26 protein-coding genes are annotated in these 25425 nt (G+C 64.1%); 13 read left to right on the top strand and 13 right to left on the bottom strand.

Annotated features, from left to right (window positions below; translation table 11 throughout):
• Window positions 1-203 precede the first annotated feature (203 nt).
• From JQ587_RS30880 to recQ, 4 genes are all read left to right on the top strand, one after another.
• A complete protein-coding gene (locus tag JQ587_RS30880; RefSeq protein WP_212427849.1) occupies window positions 204-1505 on the top strand; it encodes an O-acetylhomoserine aminocarboxypropyltransferase/cysteine synthase family protein in 1302 nt (433 codons plus the stop codon).
• A gap of 12 nt (window positions 1506-1517) precedes the next feature.
• On the top strand, window positions 1518-2519 hold the full coding sequence (gene metA / locus JQ587_RS30875; protein WP_212427848.1) for a homoserine O-succinyltransferase MetA: 1002 nt from the start codon (window positions 1518-1520) through the stop codon (window positions 2517-2519).
• A gap of 105 nt (window positions 2520-2624) precedes the next feature.
• A complete protein-coding gene (locus tag JQ587_RS30870) occupies window positions 2625-3368 on the top strand; it encodes a polysaccharide deacetylase family protein (RefSeq protein WP_212427847.1) in 744 nt (247 codons plus the stop codon).
• 100 nt (window positions 3369-3468) lie between these two features.
• Window positions 3469-5334, top strand: coding sequence for a DNA helicase RecQ (gene recQ, locus JQ587_RS30865; RefSeq protein WP_212427846.1), 1866 nt, complete (start codon window positions 3469-3471; stop codon window positions 5332-5334).
• A gap of 208 nt (window positions 5335-5542) precedes the next feature.
• On the opposite strand, the gene JQ587_RS30860 is transcribed toward recQ, so the two are convergent.
• Window positions 5543-6559 carry a 1-aminocyclopropane-1-carboxylate deaminase gene (locus JQ587_RS30860; RefSeq protein ID WP_212303606.1) on the bottom strand — a complete coding sequence of 339 codons (1017 nt, stop codon included), beginning with the start codon at window positions 6557-6559 and terminating at the stop codon, window positions 5543-5545.
• A 160-nt stretch (window positions 6560-6719) separates the two neighbouring features.
• Between JQ587_RS30860 and JQ587_RS30855 the strand changes: the two genes are divergently transcribed.
• Window positions 6720-7184, top strand: coding sequence for an Lrp/AsnC family transcriptional regulator (locus JQ587_RS30855; RefSeq protein WP_212303605.1), 465 nt, complete (start codon window positions 6720-6722; stop codon window positions 7182-7184).
• 6 nt (window positions 7185-7190) lie between these two features.
• Here the strand turns inward: JQ587_RS30855 and JQ587_RS30850 are convergent, their stop codons facing one another.
• The 3 genes from JQ587_RS30850 to JQ587_RS30840 are packed head-to-tail and all read right to left on the bottom strand — an operon-like array spanning window position 7191 to window position 10960.
• Entirely contained in the window at window positions 7191-8495 is a 1305-nt protein-coding gene (locus JQ587_RS30850; protein WP_212427845.1) for a citrate-proton symporter, read from the bottom strand.
• Between the two features lie 27 nt (window positions 8496-8522).
• Entirely contained in the window at window positions 8523-9983 is a 1461-nt protein-coding gene (locus JQ587_RS30845; RefSeq protein ID WP_212427844.1) for an NAD(P)-binding domain-containing protein, read from the bottom strand.
• A complete protein-coding gene (locus tag JQ587_RS30840) occupies window positions 9980-10960 on the bottom strand; it encodes a LysR family transcriptional regulator (RefSeq protein ID WP_212427843.1) in 981 nt (326 codons plus the stop codon). Before JQ587_RS30840 ends, JQ587_RS30845 begins: the two co-directional genes overlap by 4 nt.
• Before the next feature lie 82 nt (window positions 10961-11042).
• Here JQ587_RS30840 and JQ587_RS30835 point away from each other — a divergent pair, with 82 nt between their 5' ends.
• The 3 genes from JQ587_RS30835 to JQ587_RS30825 are packed head-to-tail and all read left to right on the top strand — an operon-like array spanning window position 11043 to window position 13275.
• Entirely contained in the window at window positions 11043-12206 is a 1164-nt protein-coding gene (locus tag JQ587_RS30835; protein WP_212427842.1) for a PLP-dependent cysteine synthase family protein, read from the top strand.
• Window positions 12203-12691: a CMD domain-containing protein gene (locus tag JQ587_RS30830; RefSeq protein ID WP_212427841.1), complete on the top strand. Its 489-nt coding sequence runs from the start codon at window positions 12203-12205 to the stop codon at window positions 12689-12691. Before JQ587_RS30835 ends, JQ587_RS30830 begins: the two co-directional genes overlap by 4 nt.
• A complete protein-coding gene (locus tag JQ587_RS30825; RefSeq protein WP_212427840.1) occupies window positions 12688-13275 on the top strand; it encodes a peroxidase-related enzyme in 588 nt (195 codons plus the stop codon). The genes JQ587_RS30830 and JQ587_RS30825 overlap by 4 nt, the downstream gene beginning before the upstream one ends.
• Here JQ587_RS30825 and JQ587_RS30820 read toward each other — a convergent pair.
• The 3 genes from JQ587_RS30820 to JQ587_RS30810 all read right to left on the bottom strand — a co-directional run bounded on the left by JQ587_RS30820 (window position 13270) and on the right by JQ587_RS30810 (window position 16120).
• Window positions 13270-13461, bottom strand: coding sequence for a hypothetical protein (locus JQ587_RS30820; protein ID WP_212427839.1), 192 nt, complete (start codon window positions 13459-13461; stop codon window positions 13270-13272). The two genes, JQ587_RS30825 and JQ587_RS30820, sit on opposite strands and share 6 nt — an antisense overlap.
• Window positions 13458-15041, bottom strand: coding sequence for a sensor domain-containing diguanylate cyclase (locus tag JQ587_RS30815; protein ID WP_212303598.1), 1584 nt, complete (start codon window positions 15039-15041; stop codon window positions 13458-13460). Before JQ587_RS30815 ends, JQ587_RS30820 begins: the two co-directional genes overlap by 4 nt.
• 206 nt (window positions 15042-15247) lie before the next feature.
• Entirely contained in the window at window positions 15248-16120 is an 873-nt protein-coding gene (locus JQ587_RS30810) for a hypothetical protein (protein WP_212427858.1), read from the bottom strand.
• Window positions 16121-16335: 215 nt separating this feature from the next.
• Between JQ587_RS30810 and JQ587_RS30805 the strand changes: the two genes are divergently transcribed.
• A complete protein-coding gene (locus JQ587_RS30805) occupies window positions 16336-16581 on the top strand; it encodes a hypothetical protein (RefSeq protein ID WP_212427838.1) in 246 nt (81 codons plus the stop codon).
• Window positions 16582-16590: 9 nt separating this feature from the next.
• On the opposite strand, the gene JQ587_RS30800 is transcribed toward JQ587_RS30805, so the two are convergent.
• Window positions 16591-17526: an alpha/beta hydrolase gene (locus JQ587_RS30800; RefSeq protein WP_212427837.1), complete on the bottom strand. Its 936-nt coding sequence runs from the start codon at window positions 17524-17526 to the stop codon at window positions 16591-16593.
• Window positions 17527-17676: 150 nt separating this feature from the next.
• Here JQ587_RS30800 and JQ587_RS30795 point away from each other — a divergent pair, with 150 nt between their 5' ends.
• Window positions 17677-18564, top strand: a complete 888-nt coding sequence (locus tag JQ587_RS30795; protein ID WP_212303595.1) for a branched-chain amino acid aminotransferase — start codon at window positions 17677-17679, stop codon at window positions 18562-18564.
• A gap of 6 nt (window positions 18565-18570) precedes the next feature.
• Here the strand turns inward: JQ587_RS30795 and JQ587_RS30790 are convergent, their stop codons facing one another.
• Together JQ587_RS30790 and phaR are read right to left on the bottom strand one after the other, a co-directional pair.
• A complete protein-coding gene (locus JQ587_RS30790; protein WP_212427836.1) occupies window positions 18571-19188 on the bottom strand; it encodes a class I SAM-dependent methyltransferase in 618 nt (205 codons plus the stop codon).
• Between the two features lie 101 nt (window positions 19189-19289).
• Window positions 19290-19880 (bottom strand): polyhydroxyalkanoate synthesis repressor PhaR, encoded by a 591-nt coding sequence (gene phaR, locus JQ587_RS30785; RefSeq protein WP_212303593.1) that lies wholly within the window; start codon window positions 19878-19880, stop codon window positions 19290-19292.
• Window positions 19881-20196: 316 nt separating this feature from the next.
• Here phaR and JQ587_RS30780 point away from each other — a divergent pair, with 316 nt between their 5' ends.
• From JQ587_RS30780 to yddG, 3 genes are all read left to right on the top strand, one after another.
• Complete coding sequence (locus JQ587_RS30780; RefSeq protein WP_212303592.1) at window positions 20197-21375, top strand: acetyl-CoA C-acetyltransferase; 1179 nt, start codon at window positions 20197-20199, stop codon at window positions 21373-21375.
• A 252-nt stretch (window positions 21376-21627) separates the two neighbouring features.
• Window positions 21628-22353 carry an acetoacetyl-CoA reductase gene (phbB, locus tag JQ587_RS30775; RefSeq protein WP_212303591.1) on the top strand — a complete coding sequence of 242 codons (726 nt, stop codon included), beginning with the start codon at window positions 21628-21630 and terminating at the stop codon, window positions 22351-22353.
• A 116-nt stretch (window positions 22354-22469) separates the two neighbouring features.
• Window positions 22470-23339 carry an aromatic amino acid exporter YddG gene (gene yddG, locus JQ587_RS30770; protein ID WP_212427835.1) on the top strand — a complete coding sequence of 290 codons (870 nt, stop codon included), beginning with the start codon at window positions 22470-22472 and terminating at the stop codon, window positions 23337-23339.
• Here the strand turns inward: yddG and JQ587_RS30765 are convergent, their stop codons facing one another.
• From JQ587_RS30765 to gloB, 3 genes are all read right to left on the bottom strand, one after another.
• Entirely contained in the window at window positions 23340-24023 is a 684-nt protein-coding gene (locus JQ587_RS30765; protein WP_212427834.1) for a flavin reductase family protein, read from the bottom strand.
• A 139-nt stretch (window positions 24024-24162) separates the two neighbouring features.
• A complete protein-coding gene (locus tag JQ587_RS30760) occupies window positions 24163-24585 on the bottom strand; it encodes a cupin domain-containing protein (protein WP_212303588.1) in 423 nt (140 codons plus the stop codon).
• Window positions 24586-24622: 37 nt separating this feature from the next.
• Window positions 24623-25390: a hydroxyacylglutathione hydrolase gene (gene gloB, locus JQ587_RS30755; protein ID WP_212427833.1), complete on the bottom strand. Its 768-nt coding sequence runs from the start codon at window positions 25388-25390 to the stop codon at window positions 24623-24625.
• Window positions 25391-25425: the final 35 nt, after the last annotated feature.

The following is a 25425-nucleotide window of genomic DNA, read 5'->3' as shown; positions in this document are numbered from 1 at the left end:
GCTTGCCGGTGACGCCAGCGGAATAGTTAATCCAAATTGACTCAAATTTTAGCCAAGTTACCAACAAGCATTAGGGTTACTTCCTCGATGTCTAAGCGAATTATTGTCCGCTTTACCACCCGCCTCTAACAGAGGAACGGCGGACAACGCACATGCCTCATACAGGCCAATAAGTGCGGCCCGCGCCACGCGGAGGTGGTACGATGCGCAACGAGACGATTGCTATTCACGCCGGCTACGAGCCCGAAGCCACCACGCACGCGGTTGCCGTGCCGATCTATCAGACCGCGGCCTACGCTTTCGACAGCGCCGATCATGGCGCAGCGCTCTTCAATCTCGAGGCCGAAGGTTTCCGCTACAGTCGCATCGCCAATCCGACCAGCGCCGTGCTGGAGAAGCGCATCGCCCAGCTCGAAGGCGGCGTCGGCGCGCTCGCGGTTGCGACCGGCCAGGCTGCGCTGCATTTCGCCTTCGTTAACGTCGCCGATCACGGCGGCAACATCGTCTCCGTGCCGCAGCTCTATGGCACCACCCACACGCTACTCTCGCACATCCTGCCGCGGCAGGGCATCACCGGCCGCTTCGCCGAGAGTGACGCGCCCGATGCGGTCGCGAAGCTGATCGACGAGAACACCCGCGCCGTGTTCGCCGAAACCATCGGCAATCCTGCCGGTAATGTCTGCGATATCGAGGCGCTGGCCAAGATCGCGCATGCCCATGGTGTGCCGCTGATCGTCGACAACACGGTCGCTACGCCGATCCTGCTCAAGCCGTTCGACTACGGCGCCGACATCGCGGTGCATTCGCTGACCAAATTCCTGGGCGGCCACGGCACCACGCTCGGCGGCGCCATCGTCGATTCCGGAAATTTCCCCTGGGCCCAGCACGCCGACCGGTTCCCGGCCTATAACAAGCCGGATGCCTCCTATCACGGCCTCGTCTATGCCGAGCGCTTCGGCAGGACCGCCTATATCGAGCGTGCGCGCAGCGTCTATCAGCGCACCATGGGCTCGGTGCTATCGCCGTTCAATGCGTTCCTGTTGCTGCAGGGCATCGAGACCGTGGCGCTGCGCATGGAGCGCCATTGCGAGAACGCCCGCAAGGTTGCCGAATTCCTCCGTGCCGATCCGCGCGTTGCCTGGGTGAATTACACCGGCTTCCCGGACAGCCCCTATTATCCGCTGGTTCAGAAATATCTCGACGGCAATGCCTCCTCGCTGTTCACCTTCGGCATCAAGGGCGGCATGGAGGCCGGCAAGACTTTCTATGACGCGTTGAAGCTGATCACGCGCCTCGTCAACATTGGCGATGCCAAGTCGCTGGCCTGCCATCCGGCCTCGACCACGCACCGGCAGATGTCGCCGGAGCAGCAACGCACAGCCGGCGTGCTGCCGGAGACGATCCGCCTCTCGATCGGCATCGAGCATGCCGCCGATATCATCGAGGACATCGATCAGGCGCTCGAGAAGGCTTGTCCCACCGCGCGTCTCCAGGCTGCGGAGTAGGCAGCCGGGTCGATGAGCGTCTTGATCGCCAGGGATCAAGGTATCGCGAGCCCGGCGCTGGTGCCGGCCGAAGGCGATCTCGCGCGCAATCATGGCGGTACTGAGCTGACCATCGGGCTGATCAACAACATGCCTGATACGGCCCTGAAGGCGACCGAGCGGCAGTTCATGAAGCTGCTCCAGGCCGCCGCGGGGCCGCGCAGTATTCGCTTCCATTGCTTTTCGCTGCCGTCAGTGAAACGCTCGCCGGAAGCGAAATGGCATGTCGAGAGCGAATACTCCGATCTTGCCGATCTCAAGCGTCAGACATTCGACGGGCTGATCGTGACCGGCGCCGAGCCGGTCGCACCCGAGCTCGACCAGGAGCCGTACTGGCGCGACCTCACCGAGCTGATCGACTGGGCCAAGAGCAACACCCGCTCGACGATCTGGTCATGCCTCGCCGCACACGCGGCGGTGCTGCATCTCGATCGGGTCGAACGACAACGCCTGCCGACCAAATGTCACGGCATCTTCGACTGCGTGGCTGTGAGCAGCGATTCCTTGATGCGCGACGCGCCGGCGCCGCTCAAGGTCTCGCATTCGCGCCTGAATGAAGTCGCCGAACAGGATCTCGCGCAGGCCGGCTATCAGGTCCTGACCCGCTCCGCTCAGGCTGGTGTCGACGTCTTCACCCGGCAATATGACAGCCGTTTCGTGTTCTTCCAGGGCCATCCGGAGTACGACGCACTGTCGCTCCAGCGTGAATATCTGCGCGACATCGGCCGCTACCTCGCGCGCGAGCGCGAGAGCTATCCGCATCTGCCTGTGAGCTATTTTGACGCAGCGACGGAGGTGAAGCTCGTGCGCTTCGAGAAGCGGGCGAGGCACCAGCGCCATCCGGCCCTGACCAACGAGCTGCCTGCATTGACCTTGCGCAGCGATATCGCCGCGGGCACTGCTGCCGCAGCGCTTTTCCGCAATTGGCTGCAATATCTCGGCGCGAACACCGATGCGCCGCTGCTCGCGCGTTAACCGAAGACCGTTGGTTCCACGTTAGGATTACCTGGGCGTTAGGCTTGCCTCAGACCGCCGGCAAATGTTTCAGTTCAGAAATATGGATTCACAGGGAATGCACCCGTGCTGTCGGCACTCAACGGACGCCTGAGCAATCGGCTGGCCCGACATTTCAGCGCCGCGCCGCACCGCTTGCCGGCGCATGCGCCGATGGTAAGCTTCACCTTCGATGACGCCCCCGACAGTGCTGCGAGCGAGGGTGCCGCGCTGCTGGAAGCCCATGGCGGACGCGGTACGTTCTATCTCGCTGGCAGCCTGATCGATCAACCCTCCGATCATTGGCACGGCCTGTCGAGGGACGCGATCGTTCGGTTGCATTGCGCGGGCCACGAGATCGGCTGCCACACATTCTCACATCGGCGCGCGGTCGATCTCGACGAGAGCGCGATGGCGCGCGAGATCGAGCGGAATCGCAGCTATTTTCACGACATCGATTCCTCGATCCGGCTCGAGAATTTCGCCTATCCGTATGGCCTCGCTTCAGTCTGGCGCAAGCCGCAGCTCGCCCAAAGCTTCCGCTCGGCGCGTGGCATCCTTCCTGGCGTTAACAGCGACGTGATCGATCTCCAGTTCCTGCGGGCCTCGCCGCTGGTTGATTGCGAGATCGATGCCAATGGTGTCGACCGCTATTTCGATGAGGCCGTCGCCAGCGGCGGTTGGCTGATCTTCTACGGCCATGACATCGTCGACCAGCCGAGCCCGTATGGCTGTAGGCCGGCCTTGCTGCGCCACGCGCTTGGGGCAGCGGAGAAGCGCAACATGCCGATCGTGACCGTCACCGAAGCCTTGCGCCGGATCGGAGCGTAGCTTTTCGCCAGTCCGCCGCTCGCGGGGCAAGTCGGACTTGCAACGCCAGCGCGGTCATGCGACTGGCGTTGTGACGAATCTCGAAACCCCCGACGCGCTCATGTCCGCCCCTTCCACCGTTCCGCTGCCAGTGCCGGCCGATGGCCGCGATGCGCTGTCGGTACTGCATTCGGTGTTCGGCCTGCCGGGGTTCCGCGGTGCGCAGGGCGAGATCATCCGGCATGTCACCGACGGCGGCAATTGCTTGGTGCTGATGCCGACCGGCGGCGGCAAGTCTTTGTGCTATCAACTGCCGTCACTGTTGCGCGAAGGCTGCGGCATCGTCGTCTCGCCACTGATCGCGCTGATGCGCGACCAGGTCGCGGGCCTGATCGAGGCCGGCGTCAACGCCGCCGCGCTGAATTCCTCGCTGTCGTTCCAGGAAGCCTCCGATATCGAGCGACGCCTGATTGCGGGCGATCTCGACCTGCTCTATGTCGCGCCGGAACGTCTGGTGACGCCACGCTGCCTTTCGATGCTGGCGCAGGCCAAGGTGTCGTTGTTCGCGATCGACGAGGCGCATTGCGTCTCGCAATGGGGGCACGACTTCCGGCCCGAATATGTCGGTCTCTCCATCATCGCCGAACGCTTTCCAAACGTGCCGCGCATCGCGCTGACCGCGACGGCGGATGAATTGACGCGGAAAGAGATCGTTCAGCGGCTCCAACTTGCCGACAGCCCGCAATTCGTTTCGAGCTTCGACCGGCCGAACATCCGCTACGAGATCGTCGACAAGCGCAATGCCGTGGCGCAGCTGAAGGAGTTCATCCGGGAGCGCCATGCCGACGACGCCGGCGTGGTCTACTGCCTGTCGCGCAATCGCGTCGAGGAGGTCGCCGCCGCGCTCGACGAGGCCGGCATTGCGGCGCTGCCCTATCACGCCGGGCTCGACAGCAGCGTGCGCTCGCGCAACCAGGATCGCTTCCTCAACGAGGACGGCGTCGTCATCGTCGCCACCATCGCCTTCGGCATGGGCATCGACAAGCCCGACGTGCGCTTCGTCGCTCATCTTGACCTGCCCAAGAGCATCGAAGCCTATTACCAGGAGACCGGGCGAGCGGGACGCGACGGCAAGCCGTCGGCGGCCTGGATGGCGTATGGACTGTCGGACATCGTGCAGCAGCGCCGGATGATCGACGAGTCCAGTGGCTCCGACGATTTCAAGCGCGTGTCGATCGGCAAGCTCGACGCGCTGGTCGGACTCGCCGAGACCGCGCAATGCCGGCGCAAGCGGTTGCTCGCCTATTTCGGCGAGGCCTTGACCGCGGAGAATTGCGGCAATTGCGACAACTGCCTGACGCCGCCAAAGATGCGCGACGGCAAGGTGCTGGCGCAGAAGCTGTTGTCCTGCGCCTATCGGACCGGACAGCGCTTCGGCGCGATGCACTTGATCGACGTGCTGATCGGACGCTTGACCGAGAAGGTGACGCAATTCGGCCACGACAAGCTCTCCGTGTTCGGCATCGGGCGTGAGCTCAACGAAAAGCAGTGGCGCACCGTGCTGCGGCAACTGGTGGCGATGGGGCATTTGCAGAGCGACAGCGAAGCTTATGGCGCGTTGAAACTGACGGAGTCCGCGCGCGGCGTGCTGCGCGGCGAAACGGAAGTTTGGCTGCGGGAGGAGGCGCCTGGTACGCGCGCCCGCTCGAGCCGTGCGAAATCGCGCCGCGGCGACCTGGCGCCGGCGGCGAGCGCACCGCAGGGCGACGTCGATCCGGAGCTGCGTGCGCGTCTGCGCTCTTGGCGTTCAGACGTGGCGCGCGAGCGCGGCGTGCCGGCCTATGTGGTGCTGCACGACGCCACCATCGACGGCATCGTCCGGGCCTGGCCGACGACGCTGGACGAGCTGCGCAACGTGCCGGGAATTGGCGACAAGAAGCTCGAGCACTATGGCGACGAGCTGCTGCAGATCGTCAGGACGCGGTAGCGTCCGGTCGTGGTTGTTAGCGCGCCAACTCTCTCCGCATCGTCATCCCGGACAAGCGCAGCGAGGCGGAGCGCCGATCCGGGATCCATACCGCGTGATTTGCCTTGGGGCACGCGCGACGATGTTCTTCGCCAGACTGCTCCCTGGGGTGATGGGTCCCGGCCTTCGCCGGGACGACAGCGGTGGGGAGGCGAGAGCGACGCCTGCCTCAGCCGTTCCTGAACGCGTACGCATACCCGTTTAGCGCCGGCGCACCGCCGAGATGGGCGTAGAGAATCTTCGCGCCCTTCTCGAAATGGCCCTTCTTCACCAGGTCGATCAGGCCCTGCATCGATTTGCCCTCATAGACGGGGTCCGTGATCATGCCCTCGAGTCGCGCGGTGAGGCGGATCGCCTCCTTGGTCTCTTCCGATGGCACGCCATAGGCGGGATAGGCGTAGTCTTCGATCAGCACGACATCGTCGGCAACGAGCTCCTTGCCGAGCTCGACGAGCTTGGCGGTGTTCTGCGCGATCTCGAGCACCTGGGCTTTGGTCTGTGCCGGTGTGAACGACGCATCGATGCCGATCACCTTGCGCGCGCGGCCGTCCGCGGCGAAGCCGACCAGCATACCGGCATGGGTCGAGCCGGTGACGGTGCAGACCACGATGTAGTCGAACTTGAAGCCGAGCTCCTTCTCCTGCTGGCGCACTTCCTCGGCGAAGCCGACATAGCCGAGCCCGCCAAATTTGTGCACGGAGGCGCCGGCGGGAATCGCATAGGGCTTGCCGCCCGCAGCCTTCACTTCCTCGATCGCCTGCTCCCAGCTCTTGCGGATGCCGATGTCGAAACCATCATCGACCAGGCGCACGTCGGCGCCCATGATACGCGAGAGCATGATGTTGCCGACGCGGTCATAGACGGCGTCCTCATGCGGCACCCAGGCTTCCTGCACCAGGCGGCACTTCATGCCGATCTTGGCGGCGACGGCGGCAATCATGCGGGTGTGGTTCGACTGCACACCGCCGATCGAGACCAGCGTGTCGGCATTCGAGGCGATCGCGTCGGGGATGATGTATTCGAGCTTGCGCAGCTTGTTGCCGCCATAGGCGAGGCCGGAATTGCAGTCCTCGCGCTTGGCGTAGATCTCGACATTGCCGCCGAGATGCTTGGACATCCGCTCCAGCTTCTCGATGGGCGTCGGTCCGAAGGTCAGCGGATAGCGCGCGAATTTGTCCAGTCTCATTGGATCATCCCGATTGGCGTTGGTGTCTGGGATGTGGCTAGCATCGACCTGCAAAAAGGTGCTCTCGAATATTGCGCCCATATTGCAGGTAATCTTGCAGACATTATGGAGTTGGATAATATTCCTTCCGAAATAGCATCAGAATACGGAAGTTTCTTCCATGTCTGCCCGTCTTGATCGCATCGACCTCAAGATGTTGAGATTGCTGCAGAATAACGGCCGGCTCAGCAATGCCGAGCTGGCCGAAACCGTCGCGATCAGCCCCGCCACCTGTCACCGCCGCACCCAGCGCCTGTTCGAGGATGGCTTTATCGCCGCGGTCCGCGCCATGGTGGCGCCGAAGAAGGTGGCCAAGGGGACGCTGGTGATGGTCGGCGTCGTGCTGGACCGCTCGACGCCCGAGAGCTTCGCCATCTTCGAGCAGGCCATCGCAAAACTGAAATTCGTGCTCGACTGCCACCTCGTCGCCGGCGACTTCGACTATTTCCTCAAGATCCGCGTCGGCGACATGGAGGATTTCAACCGCATCCATGGCGAGCAGCTCATCGCGCTCCCCGGCGTCCGCCAGACCCGCACCTTCTTCGTGATGAAGGAGGTCGTCGACAACGCGCCGCTCGAATTTTGAGTGGCTTTACGACGCCTGTTCGACGGCGCCGTCTGCGACCTGCTCCCGCCCGGTATCCTCCGGCCGCATCGCGATCACTGCGATCAGCCCGAGGCCGACGCCGATCATCACATAAAAGATCGGTGCCAGCGGAGAGCCGGTGAGCGCGATCAGCCAGGTCACGAAGAACTGGGCAAAGCCGCCGAACACCAGCACCGCGACATTGTTGACGATCGCAAGTGCGGTCGAGCGGATGCGGATCGGAAACAGCTCGACCAGCGTGGTGCAGTAGACGCCGAGAAAGAAGGCGCTGAAGAAGCCGATCACGACCTGGGCGATCAGGAGCTTTGCGATCGTGGGCTCCGAGATCACCCAGGCATAAAGCGGATAGAGGGAGACGAAATAGCCAATGAGCGAGACCAGCAGCAGCAGCTTGCGCGGGTAGCGGTCGGAGATGGCGCCGGCGGCGGGAACGACGATCACCATCACGATTGCCGCGATCATCTGCACCAGGAAGCTCTGCATCAACGGCAGCTTCAACACCTCCTTGGCGTAGGTCACGGTGTAGCCGAAGGTAACGTAGAACGACACGGCGCTCGCCACCACCATGCCCATGCCGATCAGGAAATTGCGGCCGGGATTCTTCAGAGCGGCGACGAAGTTCTCCTTGTGCACCGTCGCCATGCTGCGTCGCGAGGCTTCGGGCTCGATGACGCTGGCGCGCATGTAGAGCAGGATCGGAACGATCACGAGGCCGACGAAGAAGGGAATCCGCCAGGCGCCGGCGGCAAGCTGCTCCTGCGTGAACGTCAATGTCAGGGCGGCGCCCAGCACTGCGCCGAGCACGTTGGCCATGAGTTGGCCGGCGATCTGCCACGAACCATAGAAGCCACTGTGGCCGGGAGGCGCGGCTTCGATCAGATAGGCGGTCGAGGTGCCGAACTCGCCGCCGACCGAAAAGCCCTGGAGCAATCGCGCCAGCAGCACGATCAGCGGAGCGACAATGCCGGCAGTCGCGTAGGTCGGCGTCAGCGCGAGCAGCGCGACCGAGAGCGCCATGATGCTCATACCGAGCGTCATCGCCGCTTTCCGTCCCTTGCGATCGCCGAAATAGCCGAGCACGAGCCCACCAACGGGCCGCATGAAGAAGCCGGTGCCGAACAGCGCGGTGGTGAGCAGCAGCGCATTGATTTCACTGCCCGGGACTTTCGGGTCCACCGGGAAGAACAGGTTCTTGATGACCGGTGTCATCAGCGCGAACACCGTGAAGTCGTACCATTCCATCGCATTGCCGGCGATCGCGGCTGCGATGGCCTTTCTATTGGTCTGCATCTCGCGCTTGCCTGTCCGGTTGCTGGGTTACTCGGCGTGTTGATGGAGAGCATCGGCATCGATCCATTCGTCACCGATGATTTCGGGCGTGGCGAACGCCTTCAGATTGGCGAAGTGGATCTCGCGGTCCTCGACGAAGAGGCGGCGGACAATGCCGCGCGCGAGCCGATCGGCGCCTTCGCTGATTGCGGGAATGTCGCCGGAGAGCTTTCCGTGGCTCAGCGTCGCCGGATAGTTGAAGCAGTGGAGCCGCGAAAGCGCCGGACAGGCGCCCGGGACCTTCTCCTGGAACTGGAAGATGTCGCCGAGATCGGGCGAGCCCTCGAGCTCGGCATTGTCCATGTCCGTGGGCGCCGGGAAACGATCGCGCCAGAAGCGGATATGTGGCGCGAACTCGGCCAGTTCGGGTCGCAGCGCGAGATCGACTTTGAAGCCGGTGCCAAAGATGATGAAGTCGGTCGCATAGCGGCCCTTCGGCGTCGTTACGACCAGATGGTCACGTTCAACAACGAGCTCGTCGATGGGGCTCGCGAGATGGAAATGCGCATGCGGATAGGCGGAGACCCGCAGCACGCTCTGGCGCGGCGGCGGCGTCTGGGCCCTCAGCGTGTGATCGAGGAAGCGCCATTTCCACGCGTCGGTGAGCCCGGCAAAGCCGTGCACGACGCCCTGGCTGCCGATGCCCGTGAACTTGTTGATGCGCGGAATGTCGGCGCGCCGGATGAAAAGGTCGAGCCTTGCCGCACCGCTCTCCAGTGCAGCGGCTGCGTTGTCCATCGCGGATGCGCCGGCGCCGACCACGGCGAGGCGCTTGCCGCGCAACTTGGCGAAGTCGATCGCGTCGGAGGAATGCGCCCAGAACCGTCGATCGATGCCATCGGCCAGCGGCGGCACGTAAGCGCCGCCGAGGCCGTCGCGCCCCGTCGCCAGCACGACATGCCGCGCCAGGATTTTCCGCAGCGTGCCGCGCTCGCGGATATCGAGCGCAAAGAGATCATCAGGCCGCGCCTGGATGCGTTCGACCGACGCCTCGTTGCGGACCGGCAGGCCGAGTACCTTGCGATACCAAACCAGATAATCCATCCACATCGTGCGCGGCGCGCGATCGAGTGCCTTCCAGGCCTCGCTGCCGTATTGCGCTTCGTAGAATGCGCGAAAGGTCAGCGCCGGCATGCCCATCGCGGGGCCGGTCAATTCCTTGGGCGAGCGCAGCGTGCGCATGCGGGCGTAGGTTACCCATGGCCCCTCCTCGCCCGCCCGCGCCCGGTCGAGCACGAGATGATTGTCGACGCCGAGCCGCTTCAGCATGGCGGAAGCAACGAGGCCAGCCATGCCGGCACCGACGATCACGACGTCGACGACCGTCTCGCCATCCACGATACGGCGCGGCACCCAGGATTTGGCCGGTAGTTCCAGCCACGAAAGATCCTGCTTGAGCCGCTCCTCGAGCGCTGTGAGGCCGGATGCGTTTGGCGTGATCGTCGTCATGAATTGGCTTTCTCGAATTCGCCGGCCGCCTCATCGGGTTCGAGGCTTGCGGTTGCGCCGCTGTGCAGCTTGGCGCCGGGCATCAGCGCCACCGCCGCACGCAGCGCGTCGTTGAGGGAGGCGACTGTCGGCGTGAGTTCGCGTCCGGTCGGGGAAAGTGCGGCAAACAGGAAAGGAATGGAGACGTCCAAGCGCCGGGTGACGACGCCTTCCACCGGAAGGCTCGACGTCAGTACAGGCTCGACGATGGCGATGCCGAGCGACTGCTTGGCCATCGCGATCGCGGTCATCGAGGAATTGGTATCGATGATTCCCGCGGGCGCCACGCCCTCGCGCTCCAGCGCCTCGTCCACCCGGCGGCGAAGCCGGTAGGGATTGGCCATCGTCAGCAGACGGCTGCCACCAAGGTCCTTCAGGCGAACCACCTTCTTCTTCGCGAGCGGATGGTCCATCGCGAGACAAGCGACGCATGGCACCTCGCAGACCCACTGCACGTCGAGGCCGGGATGCTGGACCGGCAGGCTGGCGAGGCCGAAATCCACCGATTGCGACAGCACCGACTGCACGACGTTCTCGGCTGAGAGCGCCTGCACGTGGACCTGGCTTGGCAGCAACTCGCGCTCGAGCGCTGCGAGCGCGGCCGGGACGAAGCCGGCGGCGAGCACCGGGATCGCTGCCAGGCTGAGTACGGGAAGTGCGCCCGCACCGATCGCGTCGGCGCGCTGGCGGATGTGCTTCAGGCCCATCAGGAGCCGCTCGACCTCGGCGTGAAACAGCACACCCTTTGACGTCGGACTGATGCGCGGACCGTTGCGGGAGAACAGGGCATAGCCGACCTCAGCCTCGAGATCCTGGATCTGACGCGTCACGACCGGCTGCGAACGGCCGAGCAGCCGCGCCGCGCTGGTGATGCTGCCCGCCGACATCACGGCGGCGAAGGCTTCGAGAAGGCGGATGTCGATAACGTCTCGGTTCATGGCCAGGCCATTTTGAATTATGCGAATATAGAATGAACAATATTTCTTGATGTGCAAGAAGTATTATGAGAGGGTTCGGATCATGTCGCGACAGCCGCCCCCCTTTCGCCACCAAGATCCGGTCGGACCGGCCTACCGGCGTGGCTGGGTCGACGAGGCGGTGGCTGCGATCGAAGCGGACCAGTGCCGCACGGCGGATACGCACCTGATCCGGCTGATCGTGCCGGCGCTCGCGGGCATCGACCTTTATCTGAAGGATGAATCGACCCATCCGACCGGCAGCCTGAAGCATCGGCTGGCGCGCTCGCTGTTCCTCTATGCGCTTTGCAACGGCCACATCCGCGAAGGTACAGCCGTCGTGGAGGCCTCGTCGGGATCGACCGCCGTGTCCGAGGCCTATTTCGCGCAGATGATCGGTGTGCCGTTCTACGCCGTGATGCCGCGCACGACCTCGGCGGAGAAGATCGCCGCGATCGAGCATTATGGCGGCAACTGCCACCTGATCGACGATGGCCGCGCGCTCTATGCGGAGGCCGCTGCGCTCGCCGCCCGGCTGAACGGCCACTACATGGACCAGTTCACCTTCGCCGAGCGCGCCACCGACTGGCGCGGCAACAACAACATCGCCGAGTCGATCTTCACGCAATTGAAGGGCGAGCCGCGTCCGGTGCCGGACTGGATCGTGATGGGCGCCGGCACCGGCGGCACCTCGGCCACCATCGGGCGCTATTTGCGCTATCGTCAGTATCCGACGCGGCTCTGTGTCGCCGATGTCGAGCACTCGGCTTTTTTCGACTGCTTCCGCTCGCAGGACCGCTCCCATGTTTGCGAGCGGCCCTCGTTGATCGAAGGCGTCGGCCGGCCGCGCTGCGAGCCCTCCTTCGTGCCCGGCGTGGTCGACTGCATGATGAAGATCCCGGATGCAGCGACGATTGCGGCGATGAATGTGCTGACGCGCCGGCTGCGCCGTGCGGTCGGTGGCTCCACGGGCACCAATTTCCTGGCGTTGTGCCGGCTCGCCAGCGAGATGCGTAATGTGGGCGCAACGGGATCGCTGGTCACGCTGATCTGCGATTCCGGCGAGCGCTATCGCCAGAGCTATTATGAGCCGCAATGGCTTGCCGCACGCAGGCTCGATCCTGCGCCCTACGAGACCGAGCTAATGGCCTTCCTGGAAACAGGCAAGCCCGTGAGCTTTACGGTCGCCGAGGCCGCCAATCCCCAGAATTCGCGAGGTGCCGCGTGACGTTGATCGAAACGATGGCCGGTGTGCCTGAGGGGTCGAGGCTAAGCCAAGCGTTGAATGCGCGCGCCGAGATTTTGCAGCTAAGTGAAGCCGCCCATGATGCAGTGCTGCTCCCGCGTGAGTCCGGTGGCCTGAGCCACGGCTTGCGGGCGGCACTGGCGGCGCGGATGTGCCGGCATGTCGGCGACGAGACGCTGACCGCGCACTACGAATCCTATCTGGCCCATTCGAGCGATCTCGACTTGGCCGCGCTCGCCCGGCCCGGCGGTTTGCGTGGCGATCCCGCGCACGATGCCATGGCGCGCCACACCGACCTGCTGACGCTCTCGCCGCGCGAGGCGACGCGACAGGACATCGCGGCGCTGAAGGCGGCCGGCGTCAGCGAGGCCGACATCGTGCGGCTGTCCGAGCTCGCCGCCTTCGTGAACTATCAGCTGCGGGTCCTGGCCGGCCTCAGGCTCCTGAAAGAGGTCCAAGCCCGATGAGCGAGGTCGTCCACAGCTTCACCGCCACGATCCCGACCTGGTCGCCCTATGTGAAACCGGTCGAGCTCGCCTCGGCGACAACAGAGCAACTCGCAGCGATGAAGGTCACGCCCTCCAACAAGGGTGTCTCGCCTTACGTACTGACGCTGGCGCATGACCCGGAGTCGCTCGCGGTGCGCTCGCCGCTGTTCAACCTCATCATGTATGGCAAGGACGGCTTGTCCCCAGCCGAGCGTGAGCTCGGCGCGCTGAGCGCCTCGGTTGTCAATCGCTGCATCTATTGCGCCGCTGTGCACGCCTCGCGCTTCATCAGTTACTCCGGGCGCAACGACGTCGTCGAGAAGATCTTTGCAGACGAGCGCGATGCCACGCTGGAGGCGCGTCCGCAGGCGTTGTTCAATTTCGCTGCAAAACTCTCAACGACGCCGATCGAAGCGAGCGCCGATGATGCGCGCGCACTTGGCGAGGCCGGGCTGAGCGAGCTCGAGCAGCTCGACTTGGTGTTGTCGGCCGCGATTTTCGGCTGGGCAAACCGGCTGATGCATACGTTAGGCGAGCCAGTGGCGCGCCCGGAGGCGCTATAACCGGCGCGGTCTACGCCCCGGACCGGATGTCACGGCCAGCGCGGCCTCTCCGGCGCAGTGAAGGAGCTTGGCGAGCACGGCGCGGCCGAGCTGTCCTATCTCGTCGGGGTCAATTTGCATGGTCTCGGTCACGTTCAACACCTTCGTCGTGCCGGTGTCGGAGTAGAAGCGGCCCACGACGATCACTCCGCCGCCTTGCTCGCAGGCGGCGGGGGTGTCCAGGCGATGCAGCGATTGCGTCCCTCCGCCTTGGCCTGGTAGAGCGCCTGATCGGCCGCGCCCATCAGCGCATCGATGCCGGACATGCTGACGGTGGCCTCCGCAATGCCGATGCTCACGGTGACGCCGAACTGCACCTGATGAGCGTTCAGCCGGATCGCCATCGCGCGCTTGCGGATTCGTTCAGCGACGAGCTTGGCGCGCGACAGGCTGGTCTCGGGCAGCAGCACCGCGAATTCCTCGCCACCGATGCGACCGACGAGGTCGGACTTGCGCTTGCCCTCGTTGCATGCGGCGGCAACGGCCTTGATCGCTTCGTCGCCGACCGCGTGACCGTAACGGTCGTTGACCGACTTGAAATGATCGATGTCGAGCATCAGAACGGAGACTGAGCGGTAGTAACGCTGGTAGCGGCTCCATTCCGCATCGAGCGAACCCATGAAATGCCGGCGGTTGTACAGGCCGGTGAGCGGATCGGTGGTCGCCAGCCGCTCCAGCATGTTGGCCTTGTTGTTGAGATCGGTAATGTCGACATAGGTCAGCATCCGGCCGCCGTTCGACATTGTGGTGCAATGAGCCCTGATCTGCCGGCCGTCGGGCGTCCGAAGGTCACGCACGTGGTCGCCCGCCTTGACCTCGGCGACGCGCTTACCCGGGAATTTGGCCAACTCGTTCGCCGGGAGGTCGGGTGCGCTGGCGCGCTGCGCGCGGCTGACCAATGAAGCATAGGCCGGGCGGGCGGCGGCCTCTTGCTCGCTCACCTCCCAGAACCGGCGCATCCGCAGGTTCATGAAGCTTGCGTTCAAGCTGGAATCGAGAAGGAGGACGCCGTCCTGAACATTTTCCAGCGCATCGCGCAGCAATTTCAGCTCATCGGAAAAGCGCACGATGTCGGTGACCGGCGTATAGGTCAGCATGCGCCCGCCGTCGGGCAAAGGTGTGCATTGGACGCGCACGACGTCGCCATTGGTTTGACGCACATCGACAGGCGTCGGATCGCCGGCCTCGATCACGCGGACGCGCTCGTTCACATGGGCCTCGAGGGCGGGGTCCGGCACCTCGTAGGCTCCGATGTCCCGCCCGTGATGAAGCAGCGTGAGAATGGACGGATTGCTGTCGGCGACCTGGTCGGGCAGGTGCCACATCTGGCGAAACGACCGGTTGATGAGACGCGCCCTGAGGTTGGCGTCGAGCAGCACGATGCCGGTTGGTACGTGATCGAGGGCCGCACGCAGGGCCAGCATCTGGGCGCGCATCAGCGAGTCGGGCGAGCGTCCCTGCTCGCCGCCGGCCGGGCGCTCGACGGCGTCCGGCCGCTCGAAGGCAACCCCGACCTGACGGTCCGAACGCCAGATCACCCGGCAGCTCAGGATCTCGCGTCCCGCAAGCCTGAGCTGGAACCCGTCCGGCACGCCGAGCCCGCTCTGCATCTCGAGCGTCGCGGCTTCCTCGGTCAACCGACGGACGACGCAGTCGATCGACGACTGTCCGAAATTGAAGATGATCTTGCCGGCCAGGAACGTTCGTTCCGGCACCAAGCGGGACATTCATAGTCTCCAAGGCTGAACACCGCGAAAAGCCGGCCCAGTTTCGCCGAAGGATCCTTGCGGCAGTGTAACGCGGCCGAAGTTTTCGCCTGAGGATTAACAACCGGTTGACACACAATGCCGTGCGGTTGATGCGACGGCATCCCACCCGCGATGCGCGAGGTCAAAATGCTGCCGCCGGGCGGAAATCTGCCACAACGACAAAGTCAGTTGCGCACCGCGTACAGGGGCGTGCGCAACGTCACCTGGTACGACGGCTTCGGCATCCACGCGATCTGCGCCGTGATACCGAACAGTCGGTTGTCATTGTCATCCATGCGGTCGAGGTCGAGCCGCAGGATTGGCTGGGTGAAGGATGCCGCCAGCGTTCGGCCCGCAAGCTGCGCGCCGCCGAACGACTGCACGCCGAGGCGTCCTATGAATTTCCAATTGCTCGGCCACTGATAATAGCCGCCGGCATAGAGGATCGTATTCGGCTTGATGCGGGCGACCAGGCTCGCGATATCAGTGTGGGTGTATTGCACGCCGGCAAGCCAGCCCCGCGTCTCGTCCTCGTCCAGCGCGTAGTCGAATTCCAGGACGTGGTTGAACGAATTGGTCATGCCCTGTTCGTTCGGCACCGATTGCGTCAGCGTGGACTGCAGCGTGATGGTCGGGATCTTGCCCCCGCTCTGCTGATAGAGGTCGGCCTGCACGCCGATGTTCCAGCTCGTCATGTCGAATGTCGACCAGCCACCGCCGACATCCGTCGTCGATCCCGATACGCTGCCATAGAGCGACACGCGATCGCTGACGTCCACCGTCAGCGGCAGGTCGACGGCGATCGATTTCGCGGGAGGCAAGCCGTTCGGCAAGGTCGCGCCCCGTTGTGCTGCCAGCGCCTCGAACGCGGCCGACAATGACGTGTTGCCGAAACCGAGCCCGAGCGCGCCCGCGGGGATCGTGGCATAGGTGGTGCGGAGATCGAGGTAGATGTTTGGCGCGGTCGGCTTTGGCGGTTTGTCCTCTTCCTCGTCGGCAGCGAAAGCGGCGCCAGCCGAGATCGTCAGACAACAGAGGCCCATCGCGGCGGCGCGCAAAGCCTGGCGAAGCGATGGGCTGGGACGGGGCACGTGACAATCCGACGCGTGGCGCTTTGATGGCGGAGGTCTTGCTAGATGGAACGTGATCGCTCGTGTGGTCAAGCGCTAACCGCAAGCGATGGACTGCGCGGATGTGCGCGGCTACCCTGCCGTGATTGCACTGACACACTTGCCGGCCAGAGTGCTGGCCGGACCTTGGAAGGATGACAGCCATGAACACGTCACGCCGTATCCTGCTCGCTGGCCTGGCCGGGCTCGCTGTGGCTCCGACCGTTGCGGGGGCGGCGCCGGCGCCAACGGCGAACGACGTGACGGTCGCCGAAGAGCGGTTTGCGCGCATGATCGCCGCCGCGCATGCACCCGACCTTACCTGCGCTCGGCAGGCTGAAAGTCATGCCGACGCACATTGGCCCGACTATGTCGCGGCTGCCAGGGCCGTGCTCGAAGCGCGGGTATGATTCGCGCTGCTATTTCTCTACCGCCCGCCGCACCTGCTCGCCGATCTGGGACAGCACGAGCTGCGCTTGCGGCAGGATCGCGCCCATGGCGTGGAAATTGTGAACCATGCCGTCATGGCAGACGTGCTCGACCGCGACGCCGGCAGCAAGCAGCTTGCGTGCATAGGCATTGCCTTCGTCGCGCATCGGGTCGTACTCGGCGGTGTGGATGATCGCCGTGGGCAGGCCTGCGAGCCGCGTCGCGCGCAGCGGCGAGATGCGGGGATCGGCGGCATCCAGCCCCTCGGGCAGGTAGTCGGACAGGTCGGCCTCGATGGTGACGCGATCGATCAGATGGCCCTCGGCGAACGCCTCGCGCGAGGGTGAGGTCTCTTCGAAATCCAGCACCGGGCAGATCAGGCATTGCGCGACAATCGAGAGTCCGGCGCTCTGCGCGGCCTCCTGGCAGACGATCGCAGCCAGCGTGGCGCCGGCGGAATCGCCACCGACCACCAGCCGCTCAGCGTCGACGCCGAGAGACGGGGCTTCACGCGCGACCCATTCGGTGGCCGCGATCGCGTCGTCGATGGCGGCAGGATATTTGTGCTCGGGCGCGAGGCGGTAGTCGACCGAAACAAGACGGCAGCCGGTCGCGTGCGCCAGCGCCGCTGCAATCCGGTCATGCGTCGCAACGCTGCCGGCCACGAGGCCGCCGCCGTGAAAAAACACGAAGCCCGGCACGCGCTCGCCGGCAGACGCCGGCGAATAGAGGCGATAGGGCAGCTCTCCGCCGGGGCCGGGCAGCGTGCTGTCGGATGCCGTCACATCCGGGGCCTCGGCGCGTGCGAACTGCATCAGCTTCGCCAGCGATTGCCGCCGGGCTTCGACGCTCGGCCGGCTCCGTGCCTGCGGCGCAGCCGCAGCCATCATGGTCAACAAGCGCTTTGCGAGCGGATCGAGCGGCATGGGAAGCTCCGTGACGTGCCCGGCACTATAGCCGGTTTGGACGCGATGTGGTCCCATCCTCTTTTGAGCGGAGAGTTGATGCTTCGCCGCAGCAAATCATTTAGAAGTTGGGACAATAGTGCCCGGATATTTTTCGAGGGGAGGCCGGTCATGGCCGAGATCAGGACGCCGATCGAGTATTCGCCGAGTTGGACCTTCTTCGAGGGCAAATGGCATGACGGCAATGTGCCGATCATGGGGCCGCGGACACATGCGGCCTGGCTCGGCTCGGTCGTGTTCGACGGTGCACGCGCGTTCGAAGGCGTCGCGCCGGATCTCGATCGCCATGTCGCCCGAGCGAATCAATCTGCGATCAATTTTGGTCTGAAGCCGGTGGTCGATCCCGCGACCTGGCTGACGCTCGCGAACGAGGGCATCGCGCGCTTTGCCGCGAATGCCGAGCTCTATATCCGTCCGATGTATTGGGCGCAGAACGGCTCGGGCGGCGGCGTGTTGTTTGACCCCGAGACCACCAACTGGTGCCTTTGCATCTATGAGGCGCCGATGCCGAAGCCGGTCGGTAATGCGATCACGCTGTCGCCGTTCCGCCGGCCCACCATCGAATGCGCGCCGGTCGAGGCCAAGGCGGCCTGCCTCTATCCGAACAATTCGCGCGCGCTCGCGGAAGCGGCCTCGCGCGGCTTCCAGAATGCGCTGATGCTCGACATGCTCGGTAATGTCGCGGAGTTCGGCAATTCGAACGTGTTCATGGCGAAAGACGGCGTGGTCTTCACGCCGGTGCCGAACGGCACCTTCCTCAACGGCATCACGCGTCAGCGCGTCATCAACCTGCTTCGCGGCGAGGGCGTCACCGTGGTCGAGAAGACGCTGCGCTATGCGGATTTCCTGGCCGCCGACGAGATCTTCTCCACCGGCAATTTCGCAAAAGTGGCGCCCGTGATTCGCATCGATTCGCGCGAGCTGAAGCCGGGCCCGCTCTACACCAAAGCGCGAAAACTCTATTGGGACTTTGCGCACGCGGTGAAGCTGGCGGCGTGACGCAAGCTAGCTGCGCCTCCGAAACCGGCTGAACTGAAATGCCTGCATCGAATGCCATGGCGTTTGGTGTGTCTCGCTTCGCGTCTCGACCAGCTCGAACCCAGGCCCAAGCTCTGCGGCGAGGCTCGCACTGTCGTGCCGCTGCACCGGCAGGCCGCTGCATTTCTCCGGACCGTCGGGCGCAAACGTCGCGATGATGATGTGTGCGCCGGGGGCAATCGCCGTTCGCAGGCGCTCGACGTAAGCGGCTCGGTTGCGCGGGTCGGTCAGGAAGTGAAAGGCGGCCCGATCGTGCCAGACGTCGTAGGTCTTCGCCGGCCGCCACGTGGTGGCGTCGGCAACGATCCAATCCACGCGCGAAGCGGCGGCGCCTACGCGTTTCTTCGCCGCGTCGAGAGCGTTGGCGGAGAGGTCCAGCACGGCGAGATCGCGGTATCCGTCCTGCAGGAGCGCGTCCACCAGGCGTGACGCGCCACCGCCGACGTCGATGATGGCGGCGTCACGATTCGGACTGACCGTACGAATCATCTCGAGCGAGATCGTGGGGCTGTCCTGAAACCAGCTGACCTCGGCCTCGCCCTTGGTGGCGTAGACATTCTGCCAGTGCGTGGTGCGATCGGACATGGGAGCTCCGGCCTTGGCCGGGACGGCAGCGCGCGCGGGGATGCCGCAATCGATCGTTCGCGCGCCCGCCTCATGCGGGCGCGCTGGTGTGCGTGAAAGGCCTACTCGTCCTTCTTGGACATCCGTTCGAGGCGTTCCTGCATGTCCTTCATCTGCTGGCGCAGATCGTCGATGTTGGTGTCCTTGGGCGCCTCGGTGCTCGCGCCGGGCTCCGGCTCCGGAGTCGCCGAGCGGGCAGGCGGGGCGAAGGGCTTGAACATCGAGAAGGTCTGCTGGAACAGCTCCATGTTGCGGCGGACCTGTTCCTCCAGCGGGGCAAAGGGAGTGCCGGACAGCGTGTTGGCGATCTGCTTACGGAACTTCTCCTGCTCCTGGGTCAGCGTCGCGATCGACTGTTCCAGATATTTCGGCACCACCATCTGCATGCTGTCGCCGTAGAAGCGGATCAGCTGGCGCAGGAAGGTGGTCGGGAGCAGGTTCTGGCCGGCCTTGTTCTCCTGCTCGAAGATGATCTGGGCGAGCACCGAGCGGGTGATGTCGTCGCCGGTCTTGGCGTCGTAAACCAGGAAATCTTCGCCGTCCTTGACCATGGCGGCGAGGTCCTCGAGCGTCACATAGGTGCTCGTTCCGGTGTTATAGAGCCGGCGGTTCGCGTATTTCTTGATGGTGGTGGGTTGGTCTGATTTCGCCATGGGCTCTCACTTGCAAGCGCGGAGAACGGGAACCCGGCGGCCAATGCCGCAGGGCGGGAAGAGTACGCAACGCAACAAAATAAGCATTTTCAAAGGGGTCACGCTACCGTTTTGTGCGGCACGGTTAATCGCGGAGCAAAATCTTGCTTGCGAAAGCGCCAAGAACGCTATTTTGAATGCGCTGCGGCATGAATTCGATCGCCGGCCGATTGACATGCCTCAACGACGTTAACAGGATGGCTGACGAGACTGGCGAACGCTTTTTCCAGCCCCGCCTGCCCCCTCTACATAGAACCTCAAGCCCCAGGAGATGCCCATGTCAGACGATGTCGTCATCGTCAGCGCCGCCCGCACCCCGGTCGGAAGCTTCAACGGAGCCTTCGCGACCCTTCCCGCCCATGATCTCGGTGCCGTCGCCATTAAAGCCGCGCTGGAGCGCGGTGGCATCGAGCCCGGCCGGGTCTCGGAAGTCATCATGGGTCAGATCCTGACCGCTGCGCAGGGCCAGAACCCCGCCCGCCAGGCCTCGATTGGCGCCGGCATTCCGGTGGAGAGCCCGGCGTGGGGCGTGAACCAGCTCTGCGGCTCCGGCCTGCGCACGGTTGCGCTTGGCTACCAGGCGCTGCTCAACGGCGATTCCGAAATCGTGGTTGCCGGCGGCCAGGAATCCATGAGCATGGCTCCGCACGCCCAGTATCTGCGCGGCGGCGTCAAGATGGGCCCGGTCGAGTTCATCGACACCATGATCAAGGACGGGCTGTGGGATGCCTTCAACGGCTACCACATGGGCAACACCGCCGAGAACGTCGCGCGGCAGTGGCAGATCACCCGTGCCCAGCAGGACGAGTTCGCGGTCGCCTCGCAGCAGAAGGCTGAAGCCGCGCAGAAGGCCGGCAAGTTCAGCGACGAGATCGTCCCCGTCACCATCAAGACCCGCAAGGGCGACATCGTCGTCAGCGCCGACGAATATCCGCGTCACGGCGCCACGATCGATGCGATGGCCAAGCTCAAGCCCGCCTTCGAAAAGGACGGCACGGTCACCGCAGGCTCGGCCTCCGGCATCAATGACGGCGCCGCCGCGGTGGTGCTGATGACCGCCAAGCAGGCCGCCAAGGAAGGCAAGAAGCCGCTCGCGCGCATCGTCTCCTGGGCGCAGGCCGGTGTCGATCCGAAGATCATGGGCTCGGGACCGATCCCGGCCTCGCGCGCCGCGCTGAAGAAGGCCGGCTGGAATGTCGGCGACCTCGACCTGATCGAGGCCAACGAGGCTTTTGCGGCGCAGGCTTGCGCCGTCAACAAGGACCTCGGCTGGGATACGTCCAAGGTCAACGTCAACGGCGGCGCGATCGCGATCGGCCACCCGGTCGGCGCCTCCGGCGCGCGCGTGCTGGTGACGCTGCTGCACGAAATGCAGAAGCGCGATTCGAAGAAGGGCCTCGCCACGCTGTGCATCGGCGGCGGCATGGGGATCGCGATGTGTCTGGCGCGCGACTGAAGCTAGCTGACGCGTAACTTACGCGTGACGTGCGCGTGCGCTGCACACATGAGTGGGTGCGATGCACGCGACTAAAAAGGCAGCGGTTGCAAATCAAATATTCTTCGCAATCGCGCAAGCCTCGACTAAATACAAACGCCCGGCTCAACGCCGGGCGTTTTGTTCTTGATGTCCGTCAAACCAACCGCATAATCCACCACTAAAAACGATCACTTCAGAAACGTCCGAAGAGTCCAAGGGAAGGAATACGATATGGCACGAGTTGCATTGGTCACGGGTGGTACGAGGGGCATCGGTGCTGCGATCAGCAAGGCGCTGAAGGCGGCCGGCTACAAGGTTGCGGCGAGCTACGCCGGCAATGATGCGGCGGCGGAGAAGTTCAAGGCCGAGACCGGCATTGCCGTCTACAAATGGGACGTCAGCAGCTTCGATGCCTGCGCCGAGGGCGTGAAGAAGGTCGAAGCCGATCTCGGGCCGGTCGAGGTGCTCGTCAACAATGCCGGCATCACGCGCGACACCGCCTTTCACAAGATGACGCTCGAGCAGTGGAACGCCGTCATCAACACCAATCTCGGCTCGCTGTTCAACATGACGCGCCAGGTGATCGAGGGCATGCGTGCGCGCAAGTTCGGACGTATCATCTCGATCTCGTCGATCAACGGCCAGAAGGGTCAGTTCGGCCAAGTCAACTATTCCGCCGCGAAGGCCGGCGATATCGGCTTCACCAAGGCGCTCGCGCTCGAGAACGCCAAGGGCGGCATCACCGTCAACGCGATCTGCCCGGGCTATATCAACACCGAAATGGTGCAGGCGGTGCCGAAGGACGTCCTGGAGAAGAGCGTGATTCCGCAAATCCCGGTCAACCGGCTGGGCGAGCCCGAGGAGATTGCGCGCGCGGTCGTGTTCCTGGCGGCCGACGAGGCCGGCTTCATCACGGGATCGACGATGACCATCAATGGCGGCCAGTATCAGGCCTGATCTGGCGGCAGGCTTCTGAGCCAAAAGCCTGTAGCGTTGGGCAAGACAAGGCGATAGTGAAGACGCAAATGCCCGGCCTCGTGCCGGGCATAAGCGTCCTCAGAGCCTTTTGATCCATGACCCCGCGCACTGCCACACTGATCGGTTTGACCGCGATTCTGATGTGGTCGCTGCTCTCCGTGATGACGGTGGCGACCGGCAAGATCCCGGCCTTTCAGCTTGCGGCCATGACCTTCGTGATCGGGGGGCTTGTCGGCTTGCTCACCTGGATCGGTCGCGGCGATGCGGCGAAAAGCTTGCGGCAGCCGTTCGTCGTGTGGGTCGTCGGCGTCGGCGGATTGTTCGGCTATCACGCGCTCTACTTCCTCGCGCTGCGCTTCGCGCCTCCGGCCGAAGCCGGACTCCTCAATTACATGTGGCCGCTGCTGATCGTGCTGTTTTCCTCGTTCCTGCCGGGTGAGCGGCTCGCCGTGCATCACGTCATCGGCGCCGTGCTCGGCCTCGTCGGCACCGTGCTGCTGTTCGCCGGCAATACCTCCGGCTTCGCGCCGGGGGCGGTCCCGGGATTGATCGCGGCCTTTATCGCGGCGTTCGTGTGGGCGGCCTATTCGGTGCTGTCGCGGCGGTTGAAGGCGGTGCCGACCGACGCGGTCGCAGGCTTCTGCCTCGCCACGTCAACGCTCGCCGTGCTGATGCATGGTCTGCTGGAGACCACGGTGTGGCCCGAGACCGCGCTGCAATGGCTTGCGGTGGTCGGGCTCGGCATCGGCCCCGTCGGTGCGGCCTTCTACGCCTGGGATATCGGCATGAAGCGTGGGGATATCCGTGTTCTTGGCGCCGCGTCTTACGCGACGCCGCTATTGTCAACCGGCTTCCTCATCGCCGCCGGCTTCGCAAAGGCCAGCGCCAACATCGCGATTGCAGCGATCCTGATCGCCGGCGGCGGCCTGATCGCGGCGAAAGACATGGTGCTGCGGAAGCGATGATCAGAGCGCCGGCTGCCAACCCGGCGGCCGATACATCGCTTCCGGGATCTGTCCAAGCTCGGAGCGCTGCAAGCGTTGCGGCGTTAGGCCATAGAATTCCTGAAAGCACATGATCAGCGGCCGCCATTTGTCTGGATCGATGCGATTGGGCACGCCGTCCATCATGATATGGGGATGCGCGTGCACGCGGGTGACGCGGACCTCGATTGCGGTCAGATTGCCACCCCAGGCCGCATCGTCCTGCGCCATCTGATGCACATAGGCGACCTTCGCTTCCATCTGCACCGGGCACTCGGCCACGCGTGGCGCGCTGACCGTTTCGCCCGACAACGCCGTCAGGCCGCTGAGCCCAAACTTGTTCTTCTCGTGCCGGTAGCCGCGATAGAGTTTTCCAGGCGGCACGGGATCCGAGCCCGTGGTACGGGCGAGGCGGTCCACGGCGGCGACGAGGTCGGTCGACGGGAGATTGAGCACACATTCGCCGGTGCGAATCATGTTCTCGGTGGTCTTCGAATTACGCGCGAGCCCAAGCATGCAGCGCCATCCAACCCACCACGCTGACGACATCGGTGCAAGATTGTGGGAGCCGTCGTCATTGATCGATCCGATCAGGACGACCGGCGTTCCGAAATACAAGATGGCCGGGTCGATCTGGACGGCGGCGGGGCCGAGTGTTCCGTGCATCGTGCGCTCCTGTTGACTGGAAGCGCTGTCCTAATTGGAGAAGCAGGTCGAACCCACCCGATTCCAGATCAGGCAGAGCGTTTTTTTGAGCGAAGTGGACACCGCTTCGCGTGAAGAAAACGCGTCAAAACAAGAATCTCTACGGCTCCCAGCCCTTCGGCGCGAGCTCGAATTTTGCGAACTCGAAGGCGGGTGCCACGGTGCAGCCGACCAGCGTCCACTCGCCGGTGGTTTCCGCCATCTGCCACGCGTCCGCCGGCACGATCGCCTGCGGCCGCTCGCCGCTGACAAGGTCGGTGCCGAGCCGCACCTCGTGCTGGGAGCAGCCCTCATGCGCGATGCGCAGTGTCAGGGGGCTGCCGGCATAATAGTGCCAGGTCTCGACCGCATCGATGCGATGCCAGTGTGAGCGTTCGCCGCGTGCGAGCAGGAAGTAGATGAGGGTCGAGCGAGATCGGCCGTTGGCGTCCGTGGTCTGGTCGCGAAAAGTCTCGCGATAGTGCCCGCCTTCGGGATGAGGGCGGAGTTCCAGGCGCGCGATGATCTCGGCTGCGGTCGGCATCGATCCCCGTCAGGACTTGGTCTTCAGAACTTGGTCTTCAGGACTTATTCTTGCGCTCGCGCAGCTCGCCGAACACTGCGGCGGCATCCGCTCCCTTCATGTGCAATCTGGCTGCGACCGACGGTTCATCAGCGCGCAGGAACACGTTTGCTCGCTTTTCGTCACCAAGCAGTGAGGGGATGGTTGGCTTGTTCTCCGCCCGCAACCTCGCGACCTCCGCCGCGCGCGCCTGGAGCGCCGCATTGTCCGGATCCACGGTGAGCGCGAACTTGACGTTGGACGCCGTGTATTCGTGGCCGCAATAGAGATTGAAGTCGTCGGGCAGGGCCCGAAGCTTCAACAATGAGTCCCACATCATCGGATAGTTGCCCTCGAAAACGCGGCCGCAGCCGATCGAGAACAGCGTGTCGGCGGCGAACAGCGTCTTCTCGGTGTCGAATACGTAGGAGATGTGGTCGAGCGTGTGGCCCGGCGTCTCGAGCACGCGCCCCAGCAGCGTGCCGACCTTGACCACGTCGCCATTGGCAACGCGTAAATCGACGTCAGCGATCTTCGCCGTCTTGTCATGCGGCGCGACGACGCGGCAATTGTATTTCTGCTTGAGTTCGGCGACCCCACCGACATGATCGCCGTGATGATGGGTGATCAGGATATCGGTGAGCCGCCAGCCCTCCCGCTCCAGCGCCTTGATGATGGGACCGGCTTCCGGTGCGTCGATCGAGGCGGTTGCCTTGGTTTCCACATCGTGGATCAGATAACCGAAATTGTCGTTTAAACAGGTGAAAGTACGAATTTCGGCGGCCATGACTTCTCCATCGCGCTCAGCCCCGCCAGACAAAT

It is taken from the genome of Bradyrhizobium manausense (genome assembly GCF_018130615.1).
Taxonomy (GTDB): Bacteria; Pseudomonadota; Alphaproteobacteria; order Rhizobiales; family Xanthobacteraceae; genus Bradyrhizobium; species Bradyrhizobium manausense_A.
The sequence above is the reverse complement of the archived record's forward strand: the minus strand, read 5'-3'. Positions and strand labels throughout refer to the sequence as shown.